This window comes from Pseudomonas fluorescens (assembly GCF_902497785.1).
Taxonomy (GTDB): domain Bacteria; phylum Pseudomonadota; class Gammaproteobacteria; order Pseudomonadales; family Pseudomonadaceae; genus Aquipseudomonas; species Aquipseudomonas fluorescens_BO.
Map to the genome: position 1 here is coordinate 15,357 of NZ_CABVHK010000023.1, position 17,499 is coordinate 32,855.

The 17,499-nt window shown below is 61.1% G+C and carries 15 protein-coding genes and 1 pseudogene; 9 read left to right on the plus strand and 7 right to left on the minus strand.

Going from position 1 to position 17,499, the window contains the following annotated elements; all coding sequences use genetic code 11:
- The first annotated feature begins 175 nt into the window (after positions 1-175).
- The gene (locus F8N62_RS27525) at positions 176-1,318 is read left to right on the plus strand and encodes a sensor histidine kinase (protein ID WP_150713628.1); all 1,143 of its coding nucleotides are present in this window, start codon (positions 176-178) and stop codon (positions 1,316-1,318) included.
- 18 nt (positions 1,319-1,336) lie between these two features.
- Here the strand turns inward: F8N62_RS27525 and F8N62_RS27530 are convergent, their stop codons facing one another.
- Positions 1,337-2,674 carry an MFS transporter gene (locus F8N62_RS27530; protein ID WP_150713629.1) on the minus strand — a complete coding sequence of 446 codons (1,338 nt, stop codon included), beginning with the start codon at positions 2,672-2,674 and terminating at the stop codon, positions 1,337-1,339.
- 315 nt (positions 2,675-2,989) lie between these two features.
- On the opposite strand from F8N62_RS27530, the pseudogene F8N62_RS27535 reads away from it, so the two are divergent.
- Positions 2,990-3,112: pseudogene (locus tag F8N62_RS27535) on the plus strand (cupin domain-containing protein); the annotation flags it as partial.
- 52 nt (positions 3,113-3,164) lie between these two features.
- Here F8N62_RS27535 and paoC read toward each other — a convergent pair.
- The 3 genes from paoC to paoA are packed head-to-tail and all read right to left on the minus strand — an operon-like array spanning position 3,165 to position 6,936.
- Positions 3,165-5,363, minus strand: a complete 2,199-nt coding sequence (gene paoC / locus F8N62_RS27540; protein WP_150713630.1) for an aldehyde oxidoreductase molybdenum-binding subunit PaoC — start codon at positions 5,361-5,363, stop codon at positions 3,165-3,167.
- The gene (locus F8N62_RS27545) at positions 5,360-6,316 is read right to left on the minus strand and encodes an FAD binding domain-containing protein (RefSeq protein ID WP_150713631.1); all 957 of its coding nucleotides are present in this window, start codon (positions 6,314-6,316) and stop codon (positions 5,360-5,362) included. Before F8N62_RS27545 ends, paoC begins: the two co-directional genes overlap by 4 nt.
- Positions 6,313-6,936, minus strand: a complete 624-nt coding sequence (paoA, locus tag F8N62_RS27550) for an aldehyde dehydrogenase iron-sulfur subunit PaoA (protein WP_150713714.1) — start codon at positions 6,934-6,936, stop codon at positions 6,313-6,315. Before paoA ends, F8N62_RS27545 begins: the two co-directional genes overlap by 4 nt.
- A gap of 408 nt (positions 6,937-7,344) precedes the next feature.
- On the opposite strand from paoA, the gene F8N62_RS27555 reads away from it, so the two are divergent.
- The 5 genes from F8N62_RS27555 to F8N62_RS27575 all read left to right on the plus strand — a co-directional run bounded on the left by F8N62_RS27555 (position 7,345) and on the right by F8N62_RS27575 (position 12,063).
- The gene (locus F8N62_RS27555; protein WP_150713632.1) at positions 7,345-7,779 is read left to right on the plus strand and encodes a hypothetical protein; all 435 of its coding nucleotides are present in this window, start codon (positions 7,345-7,347) and stop codon (positions 7,777-7,779) included.
- Complete coding sequence (locus F8N62_RS27560; RefSeq protein ID WP_150713633.1) at positions 7,776-9,236, plus strand: ATPase domain-containing protein; 1,461 nt, start codon at positions 7,776-7,778, stop codon at positions 9,234-9,236. The genes F8N62_RS27555 and F8N62_RS27560 overlap by 4 nt, the downstream gene beginning before the upstream one ends.
- Before the next feature lie 9 nt (positions 9,237-9,245).
- Positions 9,246-10,277, plus strand: coding sequence for a sensor histidine kinase (locus tag F8N62_RS27565; protein WP_150713634.1), 1,032 nt, complete (start codon positions 9,246-9,248; stop codon positions 10,275-10,277).
- A 268-nt stretch (positions 10,278-10,545) separates the two neighbouring features.
- Positions 10,546-11,523, plus strand: coding sequence for an MBL fold metallo-hydrolase (locus tag F8N62_RS27570; protein ID WP_150713635.1), 978 nt, complete (start codon positions 10,546-10,548; stop codon positions 11,521-11,523).
- A gap of 198 nt (positions 11,524-11,721) precedes the next feature.
- Positions 11,722-12,063, plus strand: coding sequence for a hypothetical protein (locus F8N62_RS27575; protein ID WP_150713636.1), 342 nt, complete (start codon positions 11,722-11,724; stop codon positions 12,061-12,063).
- A 134-nt stretch (positions 12,064-12,197) separates the two neighbouring features.
- Here F8N62_RS27575 and F8N62_RS27580 read toward each other — a convergent pair whose 3' ends face one another.
- From F8N62_RS27580 to F8N62_RS27590, 3 genes are all read right to left on the minus strand, one after another.
- Positions 12,198-12,710 carry a GNAT family N-acetyltransferase gene (locus F8N62_RS27580; RefSeq protein ID WP_150713637.1) on the minus strand — a complete coding sequence of 171 codons (513 nt, stop codon included), beginning with the start codon at positions 12,708-12,710 and terminating at the stop codon, positions 12,198-12,200.
- Between the two features lie 52 nt (positions 12,711-12,762).
- The gene (locus tag F8N62_RS27585) at positions 12,763-14,034 is read right to left on the minus strand and encodes an epoxide hydrolase family protein (protein ID WP_150713638.1); all 1,272 of its coding nucleotides are present in this window, start codon (positions 14,032-14,034) and stop codon (positions 12,763-12,765) included.
- 127 nt (positions 14,035-14,161) lie between these two features.
- On the minus strand, positions 14,162-15,085 hold the full coding sequence (locus F8N62_RS27590; RefSeq protein WP_150713639.1) for a LysR family transcriptional regulator: 924 nt from the start codon (positions 15,083-15,085) through the stop codon (positions 14,162-14,164).
- 285 nt (positions 15,086-15,370) lie between these two features.
- Here F8N62_RS27590 and F8N62_RS27595 point away from each other — a divergent pair, with 285 nt between their 5' ends.
- Positions 15,371-16,684: an MFS transporter gene (locus tag F8N62_RS27595; protein ID WP_150713640.1), complete on the plus strand. Its 1,314-nt coding sequence runs from the start codon at positions 15,371-15,373 to the stop codon at positions 16,682-16,684.
- A 59-nt stretch (positions 16,685-16,743) separates the two neighbouring features.
- Positions 16,744-17,493, plus strand: a complete 750-nt coding sequence (locus F8N62_RS27600) for a creatininase family protein (protein ID WP_150713641.1) — start codon at positions 16,744-16,746, stop codon at positions 17,491-17,493.
- The last annotated feature ends 6 nt before the right edge of the window (positions 17,494-17,499 follow it).

Sequence of the window (17,499 nt, forward strand, 5' to 3'; positions counted from 1 at the left end):
TTAACTTTTCGAGACCATTGCGGGCCCAGCGTTCAGTCTTTCGGTGCAATGCGTTGATGGGCGGGTAGCGGAGCTTGGGAGAGAAGGTGTTATAAAAGGGGACGCGTGCGGTGCGGTTATCGTGCATTCGACGCCTTGTCGCTTAGGCGATCCCCTTCAATCAGGATGAATCGCCATGCGCCTTTCCAGTTTTTTGCTCACACACATCGAGCCCATTCTTCAAGAGTGGGAAAACTTTGCGCGCACGATTCGAACTGAGAGCAAACCGCTGGATTCCGAGGGGCTGCGTGACCATGCCGAGCTGATGCTGCGGGCGATTGCAGAAGACCTTCGAACCCATCAGTCGCCGCAAGAGCAGGTCGAAAAATCCAAAGGGCTAGGTCCGACCGAGGAAGATACAGCGGCCAAGACCCACGCGATCACACGGCTGATGGCTGGCTTTACCATCGAACAAGTGACGTCCGAATTCCGTGCATTGCGCACCAGCGTTATCAGCCACTGGATGAAGCAAGTGAAGGTCGGCGAAGAGTTTGAAGTGGAGGACATGATTCGCTTCAACGAAGCGATCGATCAGGCGCTTGCGGAGTCGATCAGCAGCTACGCTGCCGCCGTGCAAGCTTCGCGCGACGTTTTCCTGGGCGTTCTGGGGCACGATTTGCGTACGCCCTTGAGCGCCATTCTCCTCGGCGCCGATGTGTTGCTGCGCACCGACGAATTGGGCACCCGGGCGACCAAGATCGCCTCGAGGATCTATGCCAGCGTCAAGCGTGCATCGCACATCGTGGGCGACTTGCTGGACTTTACTCGCTCACAAATAGGTGGCGGGATTCCGGTCAACCGCGTGTTGCTCGACATAGCCCCTGCGTGTGAGCGGATTGTCGATGAATGCCGCGCCGTCCACCCCGAGGCGAGCATTCGGGTGACGACGGTCGAGCACGCCGAAGGTTTATTCGACGGTGCGCGGCTCGAGCAAGTGTTCTCCAATCTGATCGGCAACGCGGTCCAGCATGGCGCCAGTCAATCACCGATCACGGTGGCCCTGGACCTCACTGACCATGCCGTGCTGTTCTCCGTCCACAACATGGGCAAGCCCATCCCCAAAGAGGTGCTGCCCTTTATCTTCAATCCCATGGGCCGTTACTCACCAGAAGCCTCGATGGAGAACGGGCCCTACGCAAGCCTGGGCCTTGGCTTGTTCATCGTTGATCAGATCGTCAGCGCGCATAACGGCACCATCGAAGTGTCATCGGATGCGGAGCGGGGCACGAAGTTTGTCGTGCAAATCCCTCTAGGCGCTCCGGCAGCCGTCACGACGTGAAGCAGCGCTTCTCGACTATCACGCCACCGCCGTTATCTCTGCCTTGTTCTCACCCGACGGAACATCATGCAGAGAAATCCTTGAAGTCTCCGGCAATGCCAAACCTCCGGCCAGCGCGAGCAGTGCAATGGCAATCAAATAGAACGCCGGCGACAGGTTGCTGCCGGTGGTGCTGATCAGCCAGGTCGCCATCAACGGCGCGGTGCCGCCAAACAGCGTGTAGGCCATGTTGTAGGTGATCGCCGACGCGGTGTAGCGAGTGCGGGTGGGGAAGGTTTCCGAGAGCAACGCCGCGGTTACCACGTTACACAGCACCGCGCCAATCGCCAGGAGCATGACGCCGACGATGGACGCGGCGAACGAGCCGGAACTGGCCATCATGAACGAGGGATACACCGCCACTATCAACAGCGCGCAAGCCGTCATCACCGTCATCCGACGCCCGACCCGGTCCGAATACAACCCGGCCAGCGGACAGATCAGCGCGGCGAAGATCAGCGCGATCAGCGACACCAGCAACGCCGTTGCGCGGCTCAGGCCGCCCGCGACTTGCAAGTAAGTCGCGAAGTAGGTGGTGAACATATAGAACGACAGGGCCGTCAACGAGATGAACGCACCCAGGCAGCACATCGCTTTGCCATGGTTGCGCAAGGTGTCCTTGAACGGGGAGTGAGCGACGGCATGTTGCTCGGTCACGGCCTGGAACGCCGGGGTTTCATCCAGCTTCCAACGCAAGTACAACCCCACCAGGCCCAATGGCGCGGCAATCAGGAACGGCAGGCGCCAGCCCCAGCTGCCCATGGCTTCGGCGGATAAGGACGCCTCGAGCGCGTAAGCCACCACGGCGGCCGATGCGAAGGCTGCGAAGGTCGACACCGGAATGAAGCTGCCGTACCAGGCCCGTTTATCATTGGGCGCGTGTTCCATCAGATAGGCGCAGGCCCCGGCGTATTCGCCGCCGGCAGAAAAACCCTGGGCACATCGGATCAGGCTCAGCAGCACCGGGGCCATCACGCCGATAGCCGCATAGGTCGGCAACAACCCGATCAAGGTGGTTGCACCCGCCATTAGCAGGATGGTCATCGCCAGGGTGCGCTTGCGACCGATCCGGTCACCGAGCATGCCAAAGAAAATCCCACCGAGCGGCCGAAACGCAAACGCCACGGCGAACACCGCGAAGGTTTTCAGCAAGGCAACGCTGGCATCGCCGCTGGGAAAAAATTGCTGGGCGATGGTCGTGGCCAGGAAGCCGTAAACGGCAAAGTCAAACCACTCGACGAAATTGCCGATGCCGGCGGCGACAATCACTTTTCTCAGGGTTTTCGGGCTGACCTGCTCTGTAGCGGCGCTTGTCATGCTGAACCTCGACGTTTCATCCATTAGCCCGGGATTATCGCGGCAGACGCTGAATCGTTTCGGTTCAAAAGTGTCGTCCGCGTAGTCAGGACCGACCTGAAACCAGTGGGCGGCTGGAAATACTGCGCTGACCCGGCATGGGTCAGGGACGACTCGTCTGTGGTCTGGCCGTCGCCGTCTCGGGGATCGCAACCCAATTAAAGCAAACACGCACTTGTGGGAGCGAGCCTGCTCGCGAAAAAGCTCCTGACAACGCGTTCATCCAGACAGTACGCGTCTTCGTTGTCGTTCTTCGCGAGCAGGCTCGCTCCCACGCATTGGCACGGCGCGACCGCGACCACCGGCATGAGCCATATCGCGATTGCCAAGGTGCAGGACGGCAAGGTGGTGGACTGGATGGAGCAGGTCAGCGCAACAGATTACGCCCGCGCGCAGTAATCGCCGCTGGCGGGAACAGCGATAAACGCCTGGCTGTTCCCGCCAACCTCGATCAAATCATCGGCGGTAATGTGTCCAGCAGCTTGTCGAGGGTGATCGGGTATTCCCGAACCCGTACGCCGGTGGCGTTGTACACCGCGTTGGCAATCGCCGCACTCACTCCGCACAAGCCCAGTTCCCCCACCCCCTTGGCTTTCATCGGCGAGGAATAGGCGTCGGTCTCGTCGAGGAAAATCACTTCCTGATGCGGGATGTCGGCATGCACCGGCACTTCATAGCCGGCGAGGTCGTGATTGACGAAAAAGCCCTGACGCTTGTCCACCGCCAGTTCTTCCATCAGCGCCGCACCGACGCCCATGGTCATCGCCCCGATCACCTGACTGCGAGCCGACGTCGGATTGAGAATTCGACCCGCCGCGCACACCGCCAACATCCGCCGCACCCGCACTTCTCCCGTGGCGCTGTCGACGGCAACTTCGACAAAATGCGCGCCGAAGGTCGATTGCACAAACTGTTTGCTCAGCTCGCCAAACTCGATGGCATCCTCGGCGACCAATTCACCGGCCCGGGCCGCGTTGCGCAACGGCAGGCGTTGATCGCCGACGCGCACTTCGCCATCGCTGAACACGGCCTCCTGGGCATTCAAGCCCAGGCGTTGCGCGACCGCTTCGCGCAGTTTCACGCACGCGGCATACACGCCCGCCGTCGAACAGTTGGCACCGAACTGGCCCCCGGAACCGGCCGACACCGGAAAGCTCGAATCGCCCAGGCGCACCACCACTTTGTCGAGGGGCAGGCCCATCATTTCGGCGGCGGTCTGGGCAATGATGGTGTAGCTGCCCGTGCCGATATCGGTCATGTCGGTTTCAACGGTGACGATGCCCTGATAATCGAGCCGCACCCGTGCTGCGGATTTCACCAGTTGATTGCTGCGAAACGCCACGCCAACGCCCATGCCGATCAGCCAGCGACCCTCGCGTTGCGTGCCCGGTTGCGGATGTCGTTTATCCCAGCCGAAGTGCTCGGCACCGGTTTTCAGGCATTCAACCAACTGCCGTTGGGAGAAGCGCCGTTCGGGTTTGGTCGGGTCAACTTGCGTGTCGTTGCGGATGCGGAACTCGATGGGGTCGAGGTTGAGCTTCTCGGCCATCTCGTCCATGGCAATTTCCAGCGCCATCAGCCCCGGCGTTTCGCCCGGTGCGCGCATGGCGTTGCCTTCCGGCAGATCCAGGATCGACAGACGTGCGGTGGCCAGGCGGTTGGCTCCGGCATACAGCAACTTGCTCGGTTGCGCGGCGCGCTCGACTTTGCCGCCGGGCAAATCCCCGGACCAGCCCTCATGCCCCATCGCGGTGATCTTGCCGTCAGCGGTGGCGCCGATCCGGATGCGTTGAATGGTCGCCGGGCGATGCGTGGAATTGTTGATCATCAGTGGCCAGGTCAACGCGACTTTCACCGGTCGGTTCGCCAGGCGCGAGCCAAGGGCGGCGAGCACCGCGTCGGCGCGGGTGAACAGTTTGGCGCCGAAGCCGCCGCCGATGTACGGGGAGATCAGCCGCACGTTTTGCTTCGGCACGCCGAGGGTGGTCGCCAGATCGGTGAGGGACCGGTCGATCATCTGGGTAGAGGTCCAGACCGTCACCTGATCGCCAGTCCAACTGGCCATCGAGGCGAAGGGCTCCATCATCGCGTGGGCCTGATCCGGGGTGGTGTAGGTCGCGTCCAGTTGCACTGGCGCGGCGGCGAACGCGCCTTCGAAATCACCGTGTCGGGTGTCGGCCAATTGTTCCGTGACCTCCACCCCGGCGTCGCGAACGCTGGCCAGGTCAAACGCACCGTTGCTGCGCTGGTAGGTGATCTTCACCAGTTGCGCGGCACAGCGCGCCTGCTCGAAGGTGTCCGCGACCACCATGGCCACGGCCTGGTGGTAGTGCTGGATCTCCGGTCCGCCCAGCAGTTTGGCGGTGTTGAACTTGCCCTTGCCGAGCTTTCCCGAGTTGGCGGCGGTGACAATCGCGATCACCCCCGGCGCGGATTCGGCATCGGACAGGTTCATCGAGGCGATGCGGCCCTTGGCGATGGCCGAGCCGATGACATAGCCGTAAGCCTGATTCGGCACGGCGTCATGATGTTCATAGGCATAGGGGGCGAGGCCGCAGGTTTTCAGCGGGCCTTCGACCCGCACGGTGGGCTTGCCGACCACTTTCATCTGGTCGATGGGGTTGGTTGTGGCGGGGGTATCGAACTTCATGCCAGGGCCCTCGCTTGGGCGATCACCGCGGCGAGCGTGCGCTCGACCAGGGTCAGCTTGAATGCGTTTTCAGAGGTGGGAGTGGCGCCGGCGAGCAAGCGTTCGGTCACCGCTTTAGCGCCGTCGGGCATTGCCGCTTCGGCGCTTTCCACGCGCCATGGCTTGTGCGCGACACCGCCCAGCGCGACACGGCCGCTGCCGTCCGGTCGAATCACTGCGCCCACCGAAATCAGGGCGAAGGCGTAGGAGGAGCGGTCACGCACCTTCTGATAAATGTGCGTGCCGCCAAGGGGCGCCGGCAGGGTCACGGCGGTGATCAGTTCATGGGCTGCCAGGGTGGTTTCGATGTTCGGCGTGTTGCCCGGCAGACGATGCAAATCCGCCATCGCGATAACGCGTGTGGAGCCGTCGGGGCGCACGGTTTCGACTTGGGCATCGAGGGCGCGCATGGCGATGGCCATGTCGCTGGGATGCGTGGCAATGCACGCGTCGCTGACGCCGATGATTGCCGATTGCCGACTGAAGCCGCCAATGGCTGCGCAGCCACTGCCGGGCTGGCGCTTGTTGCACGCCTGATAGGTGTCATAGAAATAGGGGCAGCGCGTGCGTTGCAGCAGGTTGCCCGCAGTGGTCGCGACGTTGCGCAACTGGCCGGACGCGCCAGCGAGCAAAGCGCGGGACAGCAGGGCGTAATCCTTTCTGATCCTCGCATCGGCGGCGAGGTCGGTGTTGCGTACCAGGGCACCAATTCTTACGCCGCCCTCGGGCGTGGCGTCGATACGGTCCAGTTCCAGGCCGTTGACATCGATCAGGTGCGTCGGCGTTTCAATCTCCAGTTTCATCAGGTCCAGCAAATTGGTGCCGCCGGCAATAAACCGCGAGCCGTTGACCTGTGCCGCCAGTGCGGCGGCTTCGGCCGGGGATTTGGCGCGTAGATAGGTGAAGGGCCTCATGCGCTGACCTCCGCGACTTCGCTGATCGCCTCGATGATGTTGGAGTACGCCCCGCAGCGACAGATGTTGCCGCTCATGCGCTCCTGAAATTCGCTGGCGCTCAGTTGCGGCGCGAGGGTGAGGCTGGCACTGGCGTGGCTGGGAATGCCCTGGCGTATTTCATCCAGCATCGCCACAGCGGAACAGATCTGCCCGGGCGTGCAATAGCCGCACTGATAGCCGTCGTGTTTGACGAACGCCGCTTGCATCGCATGCAGTTTGTCCGGGGTGCCGAGGCCTTCGATGGTGGTGATCTTCGAACCTTCATGCATCACCGCCAGGGTCAGGCATGAATTGATCCGCCGGCCATCGGCAATCACTGTGCACGCGCCGCACTGGCCATGGTCGCAACCTTTCTTGGTGCCGGTCAGCTTGAGGTTCTCCCGCAGGGCATCGAGCAAGGTCGTGCGGGTGTCGATGTCCAGCGCCTGACTCTGGCCATTCACCGAAAGATTCAACGTCGACTTGATCGGTCGCGCGAGGTTGGCTGCGGAGGCTTCTGCGCAGATGAACGGAGGAAGCGCCACGGTCGCTGCGGTCACCGCGCCCACGATCAGAAAGGTGCGTCGAGACAGGGTTATCGGATGGTCCATTGGTTCTATTCCCGGGTGGCGGCAGCGGTTGTTCAGGCGACGGCAGCGCGGCGGTGCGGATCTTCGTCCGGTGCGCCAGAGCATTATTGCCAGTACTCATCAAAAAGACTGGCCCCCATCATTGCAGAATGTTTTTGCGTTGTTCGGCTATAGAGTCATGCGCACCATTCATGAATCGACTGGGTCTACGGATGATTGGGCTCTTGGCGATCGGGCCCGGCCAGTGGGGCAGTACGGAGCTATTTCAAGATGTATCCGTACCTGTTCCAGACGCTGTCTGCTGGCGTCTGGACAACCGGCGTTACGACTCGCGAAACGCAGCGCAGCCCATTTAAGTCTCGGGTGACGGGTCAGAGGGTGTAGTATCAAGCTCTGTTCATCAGATATCAGTTAGCCATGTCAGCGCTAAGCGAAGAGAGCCGCCAGATCGTAGCTTCTCTGGCGCACCGTGTTGGCCCCAACGCCGACATTGCAAGGATCGCCCAGGCGATTGTTTCAACCTTGCAGGCTATGGACGCCGCCCTCACGCCCATTATTGGCGTGCAAGGGGTTGCCGCGCTTTATCGCCGCAGCCTGCATCTGTGCGCTTCCAAACATCCGCGCCTGGCGGGCATCTGCAACGATGTGCAGTCTGCGCCGGATCCGACGGATCTCAATTCTGTGCTCGTTGCGCAAAGCGAAACCGATGGCTGGTATTTCGGTGAAGCCTTGCTGATGACCTATTACGAGTTGCTGACTACCCTGATCGGGCCCTCGCTCACCGCACATTTGCTTCGTGACGTGTGGGAACTTTCTTTGAGCAACACCCCTTCGCAGGACATTTCGCCATGAGCACCAAAGTGACTATCAACCGCCTGGCCACCGGCGTGCCAGGACTGGACGATGTGCTGGGCGGAGGTTTGCCGGAGTTTTCGTTCAACCTGATCGCCGGCCCGCCGGGCTGCGGCAAAACCACTCTGGCCCACCAGATGATGTTCGCCCTCGCGACGCCGGAGCGCCCGGCGCTGTTCTTCACTGTGCTCGGTGAACCGCCACTGAAAATGCTGCGCTACCAGCAGCAGTTCGACTTTTTCGACAGCGAAGCGATCAACCACTCGATCCGCTACGTCAACCTGGCCGCTGACACCCTGGCCGGGAATCTGGACGAGGTGCTGCGGCGCATCATCAGCGAGGTCGAGGCGCATTCCCCGGCGCTGGTGTTCGTTGATTCGTTCCGCTCCGTGGTGCTGGCCAGCCAGACTGAGGACAACCCTAACAACAATCTGCCGCAGTTCGTTCAGCAACTGGGCATGTTGATGACCACCTGGCAGGCCACGACCTTCCTGATTGGCGAATACTTCACCGAAACCGACACCAACCCGATTTTCACCGTGGCCGACGGCCTGATCTGGCTGCGCCAGAGCGTCCAGCGCAATTCCATGGTGCGCAAGATGGAAATCATGAAGATGCGCGGCCAGCCGACATTGCCGGGGCTGCACACCTTCCGCATCGCCACCTCGGGCATCAAGGTATTCGCGCCGGCCGCTTTCAAGCCGGATGAAGCGCCGCTGGAGTTCCCGATCAAGCGCCTGAAAATGGGCGTACCGGAGCTCGACGAGATGCTGGGTGGCGGCCTGCCTCGAGGTTATTCCTTGCTGGTGGCCGGGCCGTCGGGCTCGGGCAAAAGCATTCTGGCCGCGACCTTCCTCGCCGAAGGTGCGCGCAACGGCGAAACAGGCGTGATCGCGGTGTTCGAGCAGCGCCCCAATCATTCGCAGAACGCCACCCTCGCCAACCTGATCCAGAGCGGGCAGGTCGCCCTGGTGGACAGCCGCGCCCCGGACCTGTCCATTGACGAGATCGTGCATCTGCTGTTGAGCGAGATCAGCCGACTGAAAGCCACCCGCGTGGTGATCGACTCTCTGTCCGGTTTCGAACTGGCGCTGGCGCCGACCTTCCGCGAAGACTTTCGCGAGTCGCTGTCGCGCATGGTCACCGCCCTGACCAGCATCGGCGTCAGTGTATTGATGACCTCGGAGCTGGAAGACCGCTACACCGACCTGCGCTTCAGCCCCTACGGCACGGCGTTTCTCACCGACGCGATCATTGTCCAGCGTTACATCGAAGTGCAGAGCCGCCTGCTGCGCATCCTGGCCGTGGTCAAGATACGCGCCAGCGCACACTCTGATGAATTACGTCAGTACCACATCGACAATGACGGCCTGCACATCGGTGACACACTGCCGGATCAGGAAGGGCTGCTCGGCGGCCGTCCCACGCAGCATCGGCTGAGCAAGGACGACGGATGAGGAACCATCATGGATGAGACCAACGGCAAGAACGAACCAGCGGTAGCCTCTGCTGCTCGCGAACTGTTCCTGCTGGGCCAGAAAACGGTCAAGGCGCGCGCGGTGCTGGCGGCATTACACAAACAGCTGAGCGAGGCCAATGCCCAGCTCGCCGACAGTGCGCAAATCGAGCAGCTGATCGAGGCCAATCAGCAATTGGTCCTGGCGATTCTATCGGCGCAGTCGGAAGCGGATCTGCCTTGGCGTTCAGCCCAGGAACATCAGCGTTACCTGGAGATGCGCGAGGCCAACGAACAATTGGTGCTGGCCGTCCTCAGTGCGCAACACTTGCAGGACTCGGCCGAAAAGAGCCTGGCACAGCAACGAAATATTCTGAGCCAGGTGGCCCACGAGTTGCGCAACCCGTTGGCGCCGATCAGCATGATTGCCGGGCGACTGGTGCGGGTGCCGAGTGAAGAATTGCCGCGCATGCAGGCGCTGATCGAAGGCCAGGTGAAACACATCTCACGTTTGGTGGATGACTTGCTCGACGTCTCCCGCGTCAGCACCGGCAAGTTGCGCCTGGACCGCAGCATCGTCGACATGGTGCAGATCACTCAGGAGGCCATCAGTGTGTCCAGCCCGGTGATGATCGCTCAGCAACTGAGCTTCACGGCTGATTTGTCTGAAAATCCGCTGATGGTGGACGGTGACCCTGTACGACTCGCGCAGATTCTCGGCAACCTGCTGGGCAATGCAGGCAAGTACACGCCGGCGGGCGGGACGGTCAGTCTTACGGTCACCGCCGACGACAATTTTCTGCAAATCAGCATCTGCGACACCGGCATTGGTATTTCCGCCGCTGCGCTGCCGTTTATTTTCGAGCCCTTTGTGCAAGACAATCATGCCGTCGGTTTCAACGGCGCAGGCCTTGGCATTGGTCTGACGGTGGTGCGCGAGCTGGTCGAAGCCCATGGCGGCACGGTGGCAGGCAGGAGCGAGGGTTACGGCCAAGGCAGCGAGTTTGTGGTGACGCTGCCGCTGGTGAGCAATCCGCAATAGCCATTCTTGGATTCAGGGGCCGATGCTGAGTGTCCCTGGTCGTCGGCACCGAAGCCCGTATTCTTGGGGCGGGAACAATCCCCTGAAATCCGGCTGCACCTGACGATTAAGGTCTCGACCTATACCTGGGTATGGTCCCGGATACCTCTGTATGGTACCGGACGCGTTGGGGCAAGTTGCACAATCACTCTCCTGGCGATCCGTCGCTCTCGCACCGTGAGAGCCGCTTTCGCCTGAAAGTCCTGACCCAGGCATTCGGAGAGCGACCATGACAACCTATCTGAACCACCCCACCCAAAACACGGGGCTCCAGCAGAACAGTCACGACCAACGCGAGTCAGACAGCAGCGCATACCCCGGTGCAGCCGGATTCGAGGAGCTGGTTCCGTCGCGCTATTCGCTGAGCGTCGGCGACATCGAGGTGCTGGTGGTCAGCGATGGCGTGCTGCCGCTGCCGACCTCGACGATGTCCACCAATGCCGACCCGGCCGCCCGCGCGACCTGGTTCAAAGAGATGTACCTGGGCCCGGATGCGTTCGATTGGGCGCTGAATGTGTTGGTGGTGCGCAGCGGCGACCAGACCATTTTGGTCGACGCCGGGCTGGGAGGGCAGTTTCCTGGCTTTCCGCGGGCAGGGCAGTTCCCCAAGCGGCTGGAGGCCGCCGGTATCGCACTGGCCTCCGTGACCGACGTGATCATTACCCACATGCACATGGACCATATCGGCGGGCTGCTCGTCGACGAGGTCAAGCACCAGCTGCGTCCGGACGTGCGCATCCACGTTGCGGCCACCGAAGTCGCGTTCTGGGAGTCGCCCGATTTCACCTTCACTGACATGCCGTCGCCGGTACCGGACGTTTTGCGCGCGACGGCCGATCAGTTCATCAACGATTACCGCAGCAATGTGCGCACCTTCGAGGACGAGTACGAAGTAGCGCCGGGCGTGGTGGTGAAGATGACCGGCGGCCATACCCCCGGGCACAGCGTGGTCTACGTGACGTCGGGCGGCGAGCGCTTGACCTTCGCCGGCGACGCGCTGTTTCCGGTTGCGTTCGACCACCCCGACTGGCACAACGGCTTCGAACATGATCCTGAAGAATCGGTTCGGGTTCGGGTTCGCCTGATGCAAGAGGCGGCGGCAAGTGGTGAGCTGCTGGTCGCCACCCACTTGCCGTTCCCCTCCGTGGGCCGCGTGGCGGTCAACGGTGACGCCTTTCGCTGGATAGCGGTGTTCTGGGATTACTGACCGGCAGTGGCGGGGCCTCTGTCCATGCCGGTCGGAGGCCCATCCTGACCGGCAACTATTGCTGGAAGTAATAATCACCATCATGAAAGACACGTTCTCCTTTGACGCAAATACCCGGAAAATCCCCTCCATCGAACACACGGCTCTCGGCCTGTGCGTGACTTGAAAGCCGAACATTTTATTTTCAGGATGAGACCGATGCGTCTTTTATTTATGCCCGCCCTGGCGCTTGGCGCTTTGTTGCTCGCCGGTTGTGCCTCTGCGCCGAATGACCCGACCCTGACGTTGCAGACCCGCAAGACGCCGGCGCAGTACGCCGACTGCGTCGTCCCGAAATTGCAGGGCAGTGCGTTGCACCCGACGGTCTCGCAGACGCAGCGCAGCTACCGGATCGTGGTGCCGAGCAAAGTCTCGGCGGACAACGTGCTGGAAGCCTACAAGGCCGGCAACGGCGGCAAGGTGTACGTCTACGAGCGCCACTTGCTGGCCTCGAATTTACTGCCTTCGAGCTTTGGACGGGCCGCCCAGGATTGCATCTGAGCCGCGCCCGCCAACGCTTTCTACAGAGCTCCTTTGGTTGGCCGCAACCAACCAATTTTTTGCCCCGCAGCCCATTGGCATGCGGGGTTTTTTTTGTGCGCGAATCGGCCGTTTCCGCAACGTGAACCGGCGCCTCATACACTCGCCTGCATCGACAGGCCAAACCGGTACTCCCGGTCTGTCCCCTCGTGCCGGGAAACGGGCTCGACCAAGAAGCCACAGCGTTCGAGCACTTTTGTCGAGGCGATATTTTCAACGTAGACGTTGGCCATCAGGTGAGTAAGGTTCCAACGCCGTTGCGCCTCTCGAATCAGATGCTTGACCGCCTGTGTGGCCAGTCCTCGCCCGCAAGCGCTTTGAGCGATCCGATAGCCGACTTCTGCTGTCCGTGCGGACGTGTCGATGGCTTTCAGGTTCGCTCGACCGACTATTCTTCCGCCATCTTCCTCAATGACAAAAGGGTGCCAGGTTCCAGCGGCATGCTCGGCCAAATATTCCCTGATGTGGTCGGTGACCCCCTGCACCGAGTAAAACGCAGCGCCACGGGCATCAATATGGCGCTCGAACCATTCGCGATTGTCCACTTCAAACTTCAGCAGTGCTTGAGCATCAGTGCGTTGCAGGGTACGAATTCTGACGGACTTCATAAGGGCGCTCACCTTCCTGGTGCAGTTGTCTGGCTGGTTTTGCAGAAGAATACTAACGCAACGGCTTGAACGCCTTGCGCAGCTCTTCAGTAAACAGTTGCGGCTGCTCCCACGCGGCGAAATGACCGCCTTTGTCGGCTTGATGGAAGTAAATCAGGTTGCGGTAGGCGCGCCGGGCCCAGGATTCGGGCGGGTAATACACGTCATCCGGAAACACCGTGACCGCCACCGGCAGGGAGATTTCGGTGGTCTTCTGGGCAGCGGAGGAAAGCGGACTGCGTCCCTTGTTTTCCCAGTACAGCCGTCCCGCCGAGGCGGCGCTGTTGGTCAGCCAGTACAGGGTGAAGTTATCCAGTACTTGATCCTTTGTCGGCTGTTGCCCGGCGTCGGCGCCGTAGGTCCATTTTGCAAAGCCTGGGTGAACCAGCATGAGCGCGGCGAGAAAGGCCGGTGAGTCCGCCACGCCGTAGCCCATCATTTGTGGCCGTGCTGCCAGCATCGCGCTGTACGCCAGATTGCCCTGCTTGATCAGCGTGGCGACGGCCTCGAAGGTCGCGCGTTCCTGCTCGGAGAAACTCGCCGGTGCCGGCCCTCCGGCAGCGAGTGCCGCCGTCGCTTCCGGCGGTATCGTCGCCGGTAGATTGAGGTGAATGCCGAGCAACCCGGGCGGTGCCTGGCGCGCCATCGCGCTGGTAATCGGGCCACCCCAGTCGCCACCCTGGGCGACGTAGCGCGAGTAACCGAGACGTTCCATCAACTGCGCCCAGACCTTCGCTATTTTATCGGGATCCCAACCGATACCCGTCGGTTTGCCGGAGAAGCCGTAGCCGGGAATCGACGGAATCACCACATCAAAGGCATCCGCAACATTGCCCCCGTGGGCGGTGGGGTCGGACAGCGGGCCGACGACATCGATAAACTCGAGAATGGAGCCTGGCCAGCCGTGGGTCATGATCAACGGCAACGCCTGCGGCTGGGGAGAACGCACCCAGATGAAATGAATCGGGACCCCCTCGATCGTTGTGACGAACTGCGGCAAGGCGTTGAGTCGGGCCTCCACCTTGCGCCAGTCGTAACTCGTGCCCCAGTAGTGAACCAGCTCGCGCAATTGCTCCAGCTGAGCGCCCTGGGACTGATCGGCAACGGCCTCTCTGTCCGGCCAGCGGGTCGCCGCAATGCGCTCGCGCAGGTCCGCAAGCTCGTGGTCTGTCACGTGGATCTGGAAGGGCCGGATGGCGTCGGGATCTTCTGCGGAAAATGCAGGAGCGGGGAGCAATGAGCAGAGCACGAGGGCAACTACGACGGCGACGAAGGCGCGTTTCATTTTCAATTCCTCGGATGAGGGCATGCAAGGGGGCATTGCAAATTGAAGGGTAGCAGTTCACCTGAAGGCGTCTGTATCGGTGGCCCGTTCACACTGACTGCCGGCCTGAGTTGGCGGCGAATCCAGGTCACCCGCCAGCATCAGGCATAAACATCGGCAGGCGCTGTTGCACCCAATTCAGCAATTCTTGCGCGGGGGCGGCCAGCGGGCGACCGGCTTTCACCAGCAACTTGGCCTCGACACCGAGAAACAATGGATGATCGATGGGTACGGCCGCCAGGCTGCCCTGGGCGATTTCGCGATAGGCCGCTACTTCGCCCAGCAACGATGCAAACTCCCCGCAGGCCACCAACCGCTTGAGCGCGGCCAGTGAGTTGCTGACCAGTGCCGGACGGATCTCGATTTTCTCGGCGTACTCCAGCATCTTGATCGCATGCCCGATGCCGAACGTGGTCGGGGTCAGCACCAACTGACAGCTGAGTATGTCTTCGACAGTGGCCATCCCACCGCGCAGGGCCAGTGGATGATCCGGTCGCACCAGCAACATCACCGGCTGCAACGACGTGGCTCGATAGTCGATATGCGGGTGAGGAGGGGGGTTGTAAGCCAGGCCGATATGGGCACGGTTTTCAGCGATTTCCTTGAGCACATCGTCGACGGGCAGGATGTCCAGCGTGATGTCCAGCTTCGGGTACTGTTTACAGAAAGGGGCGAGCACGTGGTCGACCAATGCATCGACGTAGCCTTCGCTGATGACCACCCGCACCTGGCCTTGCTGCAAACCCTTGATCGCCTGTAGCTGGTCTTCGAGTTTCTCCTGGTGCGATCGATAGCCGCGCCAGAACTCCAGCAAATGCGCGGCAGCCTCAGTGGGCTGAACGCCACGCGCCTGACGCTCGAACAGCTTTGCGCCAAGTTCTTCCTCCAGCAACTTGATCTGGCGCGTGATCACCGAGGGCGACGTGTTGATGTGGTCCGCCGCCGCCCGAATCGATCCGTGGACCAGTACCTCGTGAAAATAGCGCAGGCGCTGTTGATTGATTTCGCGCATATCCGACCCTCCATTGAAAAAACCTGCCATCCCCTGTGGGAGCGAGCCCTGTGGTGAGGGGATTTATCCCCGTTGGGGCTGCGTAGCGGCCCGCTTCGCAGCCGAACGGGGTGGTGCGGCATTCCGATAAATCCCCTCACCACAGGGCTCGCTCCCACAGGGAATTGTGTACTGCGTTGCCCACAGAGCAACGATACCTGAACTTAGTTGCTCTTGCTGACTGTGCACGCCGGGGCGCAGCATTCTGGTCACGAACGCTGGCCAATAAGAACAACGGAGATTCGTATGTCGACCCTTCAGATACCGCCCGGCAGTGATGCCATTTCTGCCCTGTACCGCAAGCTCAACTGGCGGCTGCTGCCGCTGCTGTTTGTGTGTTACGTCTTTGCGTATCTGGACCGGATCAACGTCGGCTTCGCCAAACTGCAGATGCAAAACGACCTCGGACTGTCCGACGCGGCTTATGGCGCCGGCGCAGGTATTTTCTTTCTGGGGTACGTGCTGTTCGAGTTGCCGAGCAACCTGATGCTGCCGAGGGTGGGGGCGCGCAAAACCTTCAGTCGCATCCTGGTGTGTTGGGGAATCACTTCGGCGTGCATGCTTTTTGTCCGCAACGTGCCGATGTTTTACGCCATGCGTTTTCTTCTCGGTGTATTCGAAGCCGGTTTCGCGCCGGGAATGATTTATTACCTCTCGTGCTGGTACGGCCCGAAGCGCATGGCGCGGGCCATTGCGATCGTGTTTATCGCCGGCCCGGTGGGCGGCATTGTGGGTGGTCCACTGTCTGCCTGGCTGATCACCACGTTCGAAGGCGTGGGCGGTCTGGCGGGCTGGCAGTGGATGTTTTTGATTGAAGGGCTGCCGTGCGTTTTCCTTGGCGTCCTGACCTTTTTCATTCTTGCCAACCGGCCGGCTGAGGCGCGTTGGCTGAGCGTTGAAGAAAAGCGCCTGCTGGAGAGCGAGCTGGGGACGGTCTCGGGGCCGGTGCATTCGTTCAAGGCGATCCTGCGCAATCGCAAAATCTACATCCTGGCGTCGGCTTATTTCTGCATCATCTTCTCGATCTACGCCCTGAGTTTCTGGCTCCCGGCCATGCTGAAAGCCCAGAGCGTCAACGACACCATGCAATTGGGTTGGCTTGCGGCCATTCCCTATATCGCCGCAGCTGTCGGCATGTACTGGATCGGCCGCCGCTCCGACCGGACCGGGGAAAGGCGCTTGCACTGCGCAATTCCCGCGGGCCTCGGTGCGTTGCTGATGCTCTCGTATCCGTTTGCCGATGGAAACCTGATGCTCTCACTGGGCGTGCTGACACTGGCGACCGCCATGATGTTCATGGCTTACACGGTGTTATGGGCGATGCCCTCTGAACTCATCAAAGGCGAAGCGGCAGCCGGAGGCATCGCGCTGATCAACACCATCGGCCTGTCCGGGGGATTCTGGGGACCTGCCGTGATCGGTTGGGCAAAAACTGCCACCGGCAGCATGAACCCCGGCATCGTCGCGGTGGGTTGCGTATTCCTGTGCGCAGCGCTGGTCATCATCGCGAACAAACCGCTGAAGCGCAGTCAACCGGTGCCTGACTACACCGCTGGCTAACCTCATTAAATTTCAACCCGCCATGTTCCGAAAGGAACGCTTTGAAAGAGAGAACTCACATGCTTTTACACCTATCGACCTGGGCCGAGATCGGGCAATTTCTGCAACGCAGTCGCACCATCGTCATTCCGATTGGCTCCAACGAACAACACGGTCCTACCGGCCTTCTGGGGACCGACTGGATGTGCCCGGAAATCATCGCTGGCGAAGCGCAGAAAAGCGCGGACATCCTGATTGCTCCGACCTTCAACATCGGCATGGCCCAACACCATCTCGGTTTCCCGGGGACCATCTCGCTCAGGCCTTCGACGTTCATCGCCGCCATTGGTGACTGGGTTCGCTCATTATCGGCACATGGTTTCGACAAGATTTTTTTCCTCAATGGCCATGGCGGCAATGTCGCGTCGATTGAAGCGGCTTTTTCCGAGCTGTATGCCGAGGCGAGTTTTGCCCGACGCCCATCCGGGTTTGCCCTGAAATTATGCAACTGGTGGGACCTGGAGGGGATCGGTGATCTGGCCAAAGAACAGTTTCCAACCGGCCACGGCATCCACGCCACGCCTTCCGAAATCGCAGTCACTCAATGGGCCTATCCGGACTCGATTAAATCGGCCGACTACTCGCCGCAGATCGCGAACTGGGGACCCATCCGTGAGGCACTCGACTTTCGTGCGCGTCATCCGGATGGCCGCATGGGTTCGGACCCGGCGCAGGCGACACCGGAAAAAGGTCGGCAACTGGTGATGCTGGCCGCGCAGGGCCTGGTTCAGGAACTCGAAGCGTTCAGCCGGGAATCGACGCCCGGCTAAGTGAAG

Bases quoted from the DNA above. Each gene is read 5' to 3' on its own strand.
- F8N62_RS27575 (WP_150713636.1), top strand. From the start codon at position 11,722: ATGCGTCTTTTATTTATGCCCGCCCTGGCGCTTGGCGCTTTGTTGCTC.
- F8N62_RS27525 (WP_150713628.1), top strand. From the start codon at position 176: ATGCGCCTTTCCAGTTTTTTGCTCACACACATCGAGCCCATTCTTCAA.
- F8N62_RS27570 (WP_150713635.1), top strand. From the start codon at position 10,546: ATGACAACCTATCTGAACCACCCCACCCAAAACACGGGGCTCCAGCAG.
- F8N62_RS27595 (WP_150713640.1), top strand. From the start codon at position 15,371: ATGTCGACCCTTCAGATACCGCCCGGCAGTGATGCCATTTCTGCCCTG.
- F8N62_RS27600 (WP_150713641.1), top strand. From the start codon at position 16,744: ATGCTTTTACACCTATCGACCTGGGCCGAGATCGGGCAATTTCTGCAA.
- F8N62_RS27585 (WP_150713638.1), bottom strand. From the start codon at position 14,034: ATGAAACGCGCCTTCGTCGCCGTCGTAGTTGCCCTCGTGCTCTGCTCA.
- F8N62_RS27590 (WP_150713639.1), bottom strand. From the start codon at position 15,085: ATGCGCGAAATCAATCAACAGCGCCTGCGCTATTTTCACGAGGTACTG.
- F8N62_RS27555 (WP_150713632.1), top strand. From the start codon at position 7,345: ATGTCAGCGCTAAGCGAAGAGAGCCGCCAGATCGTAGCTTCTCTGGCG.
- F8N62_RS27560 (WP_150713633.1), top strand. From the start codon at position 7,776: ATGAGCACCAAAGTGACTATCAACCGCCTGGCCACCGGCGTGCCAGGA.
- F8N62_RS27580 (WP_150713637.1), bottom strand. From the start codon at position 12,710: ATGAAGTCCGTCAGAATTCGTACCCTGCAACGCACTGATGCTCAAGCA.
- paoC (WP_150713630.1), bottom strand. From the start codon at position 5,363: ATGAAGTTCGATACCCCCGCCACAACCAACCCCATCGACCAGATGAAA.
- F8N62_RS27565 (WP_150713634.1), top strand. From the start codon at position 9,246: ATGGATGAGACCAACGGCAAGAACGAACCAGCGGTAGCCTCTGCTGCT.
- F8N62_RS27545 (WP_150713631.1), bottom strand. From the start codon at position 6,316: ATGAGGCCCTTCACCTATCTACGCGCCAAATCCCCGGCCGAAGCCGCC.
- F8N62_RS27530 (WP_150713629.1), bottom strand. From the start codon at position 2,674: ATGACAAGCGCCGCTACAGAGCAGGTCAGCCCGAAAACCCTGAGAAAA.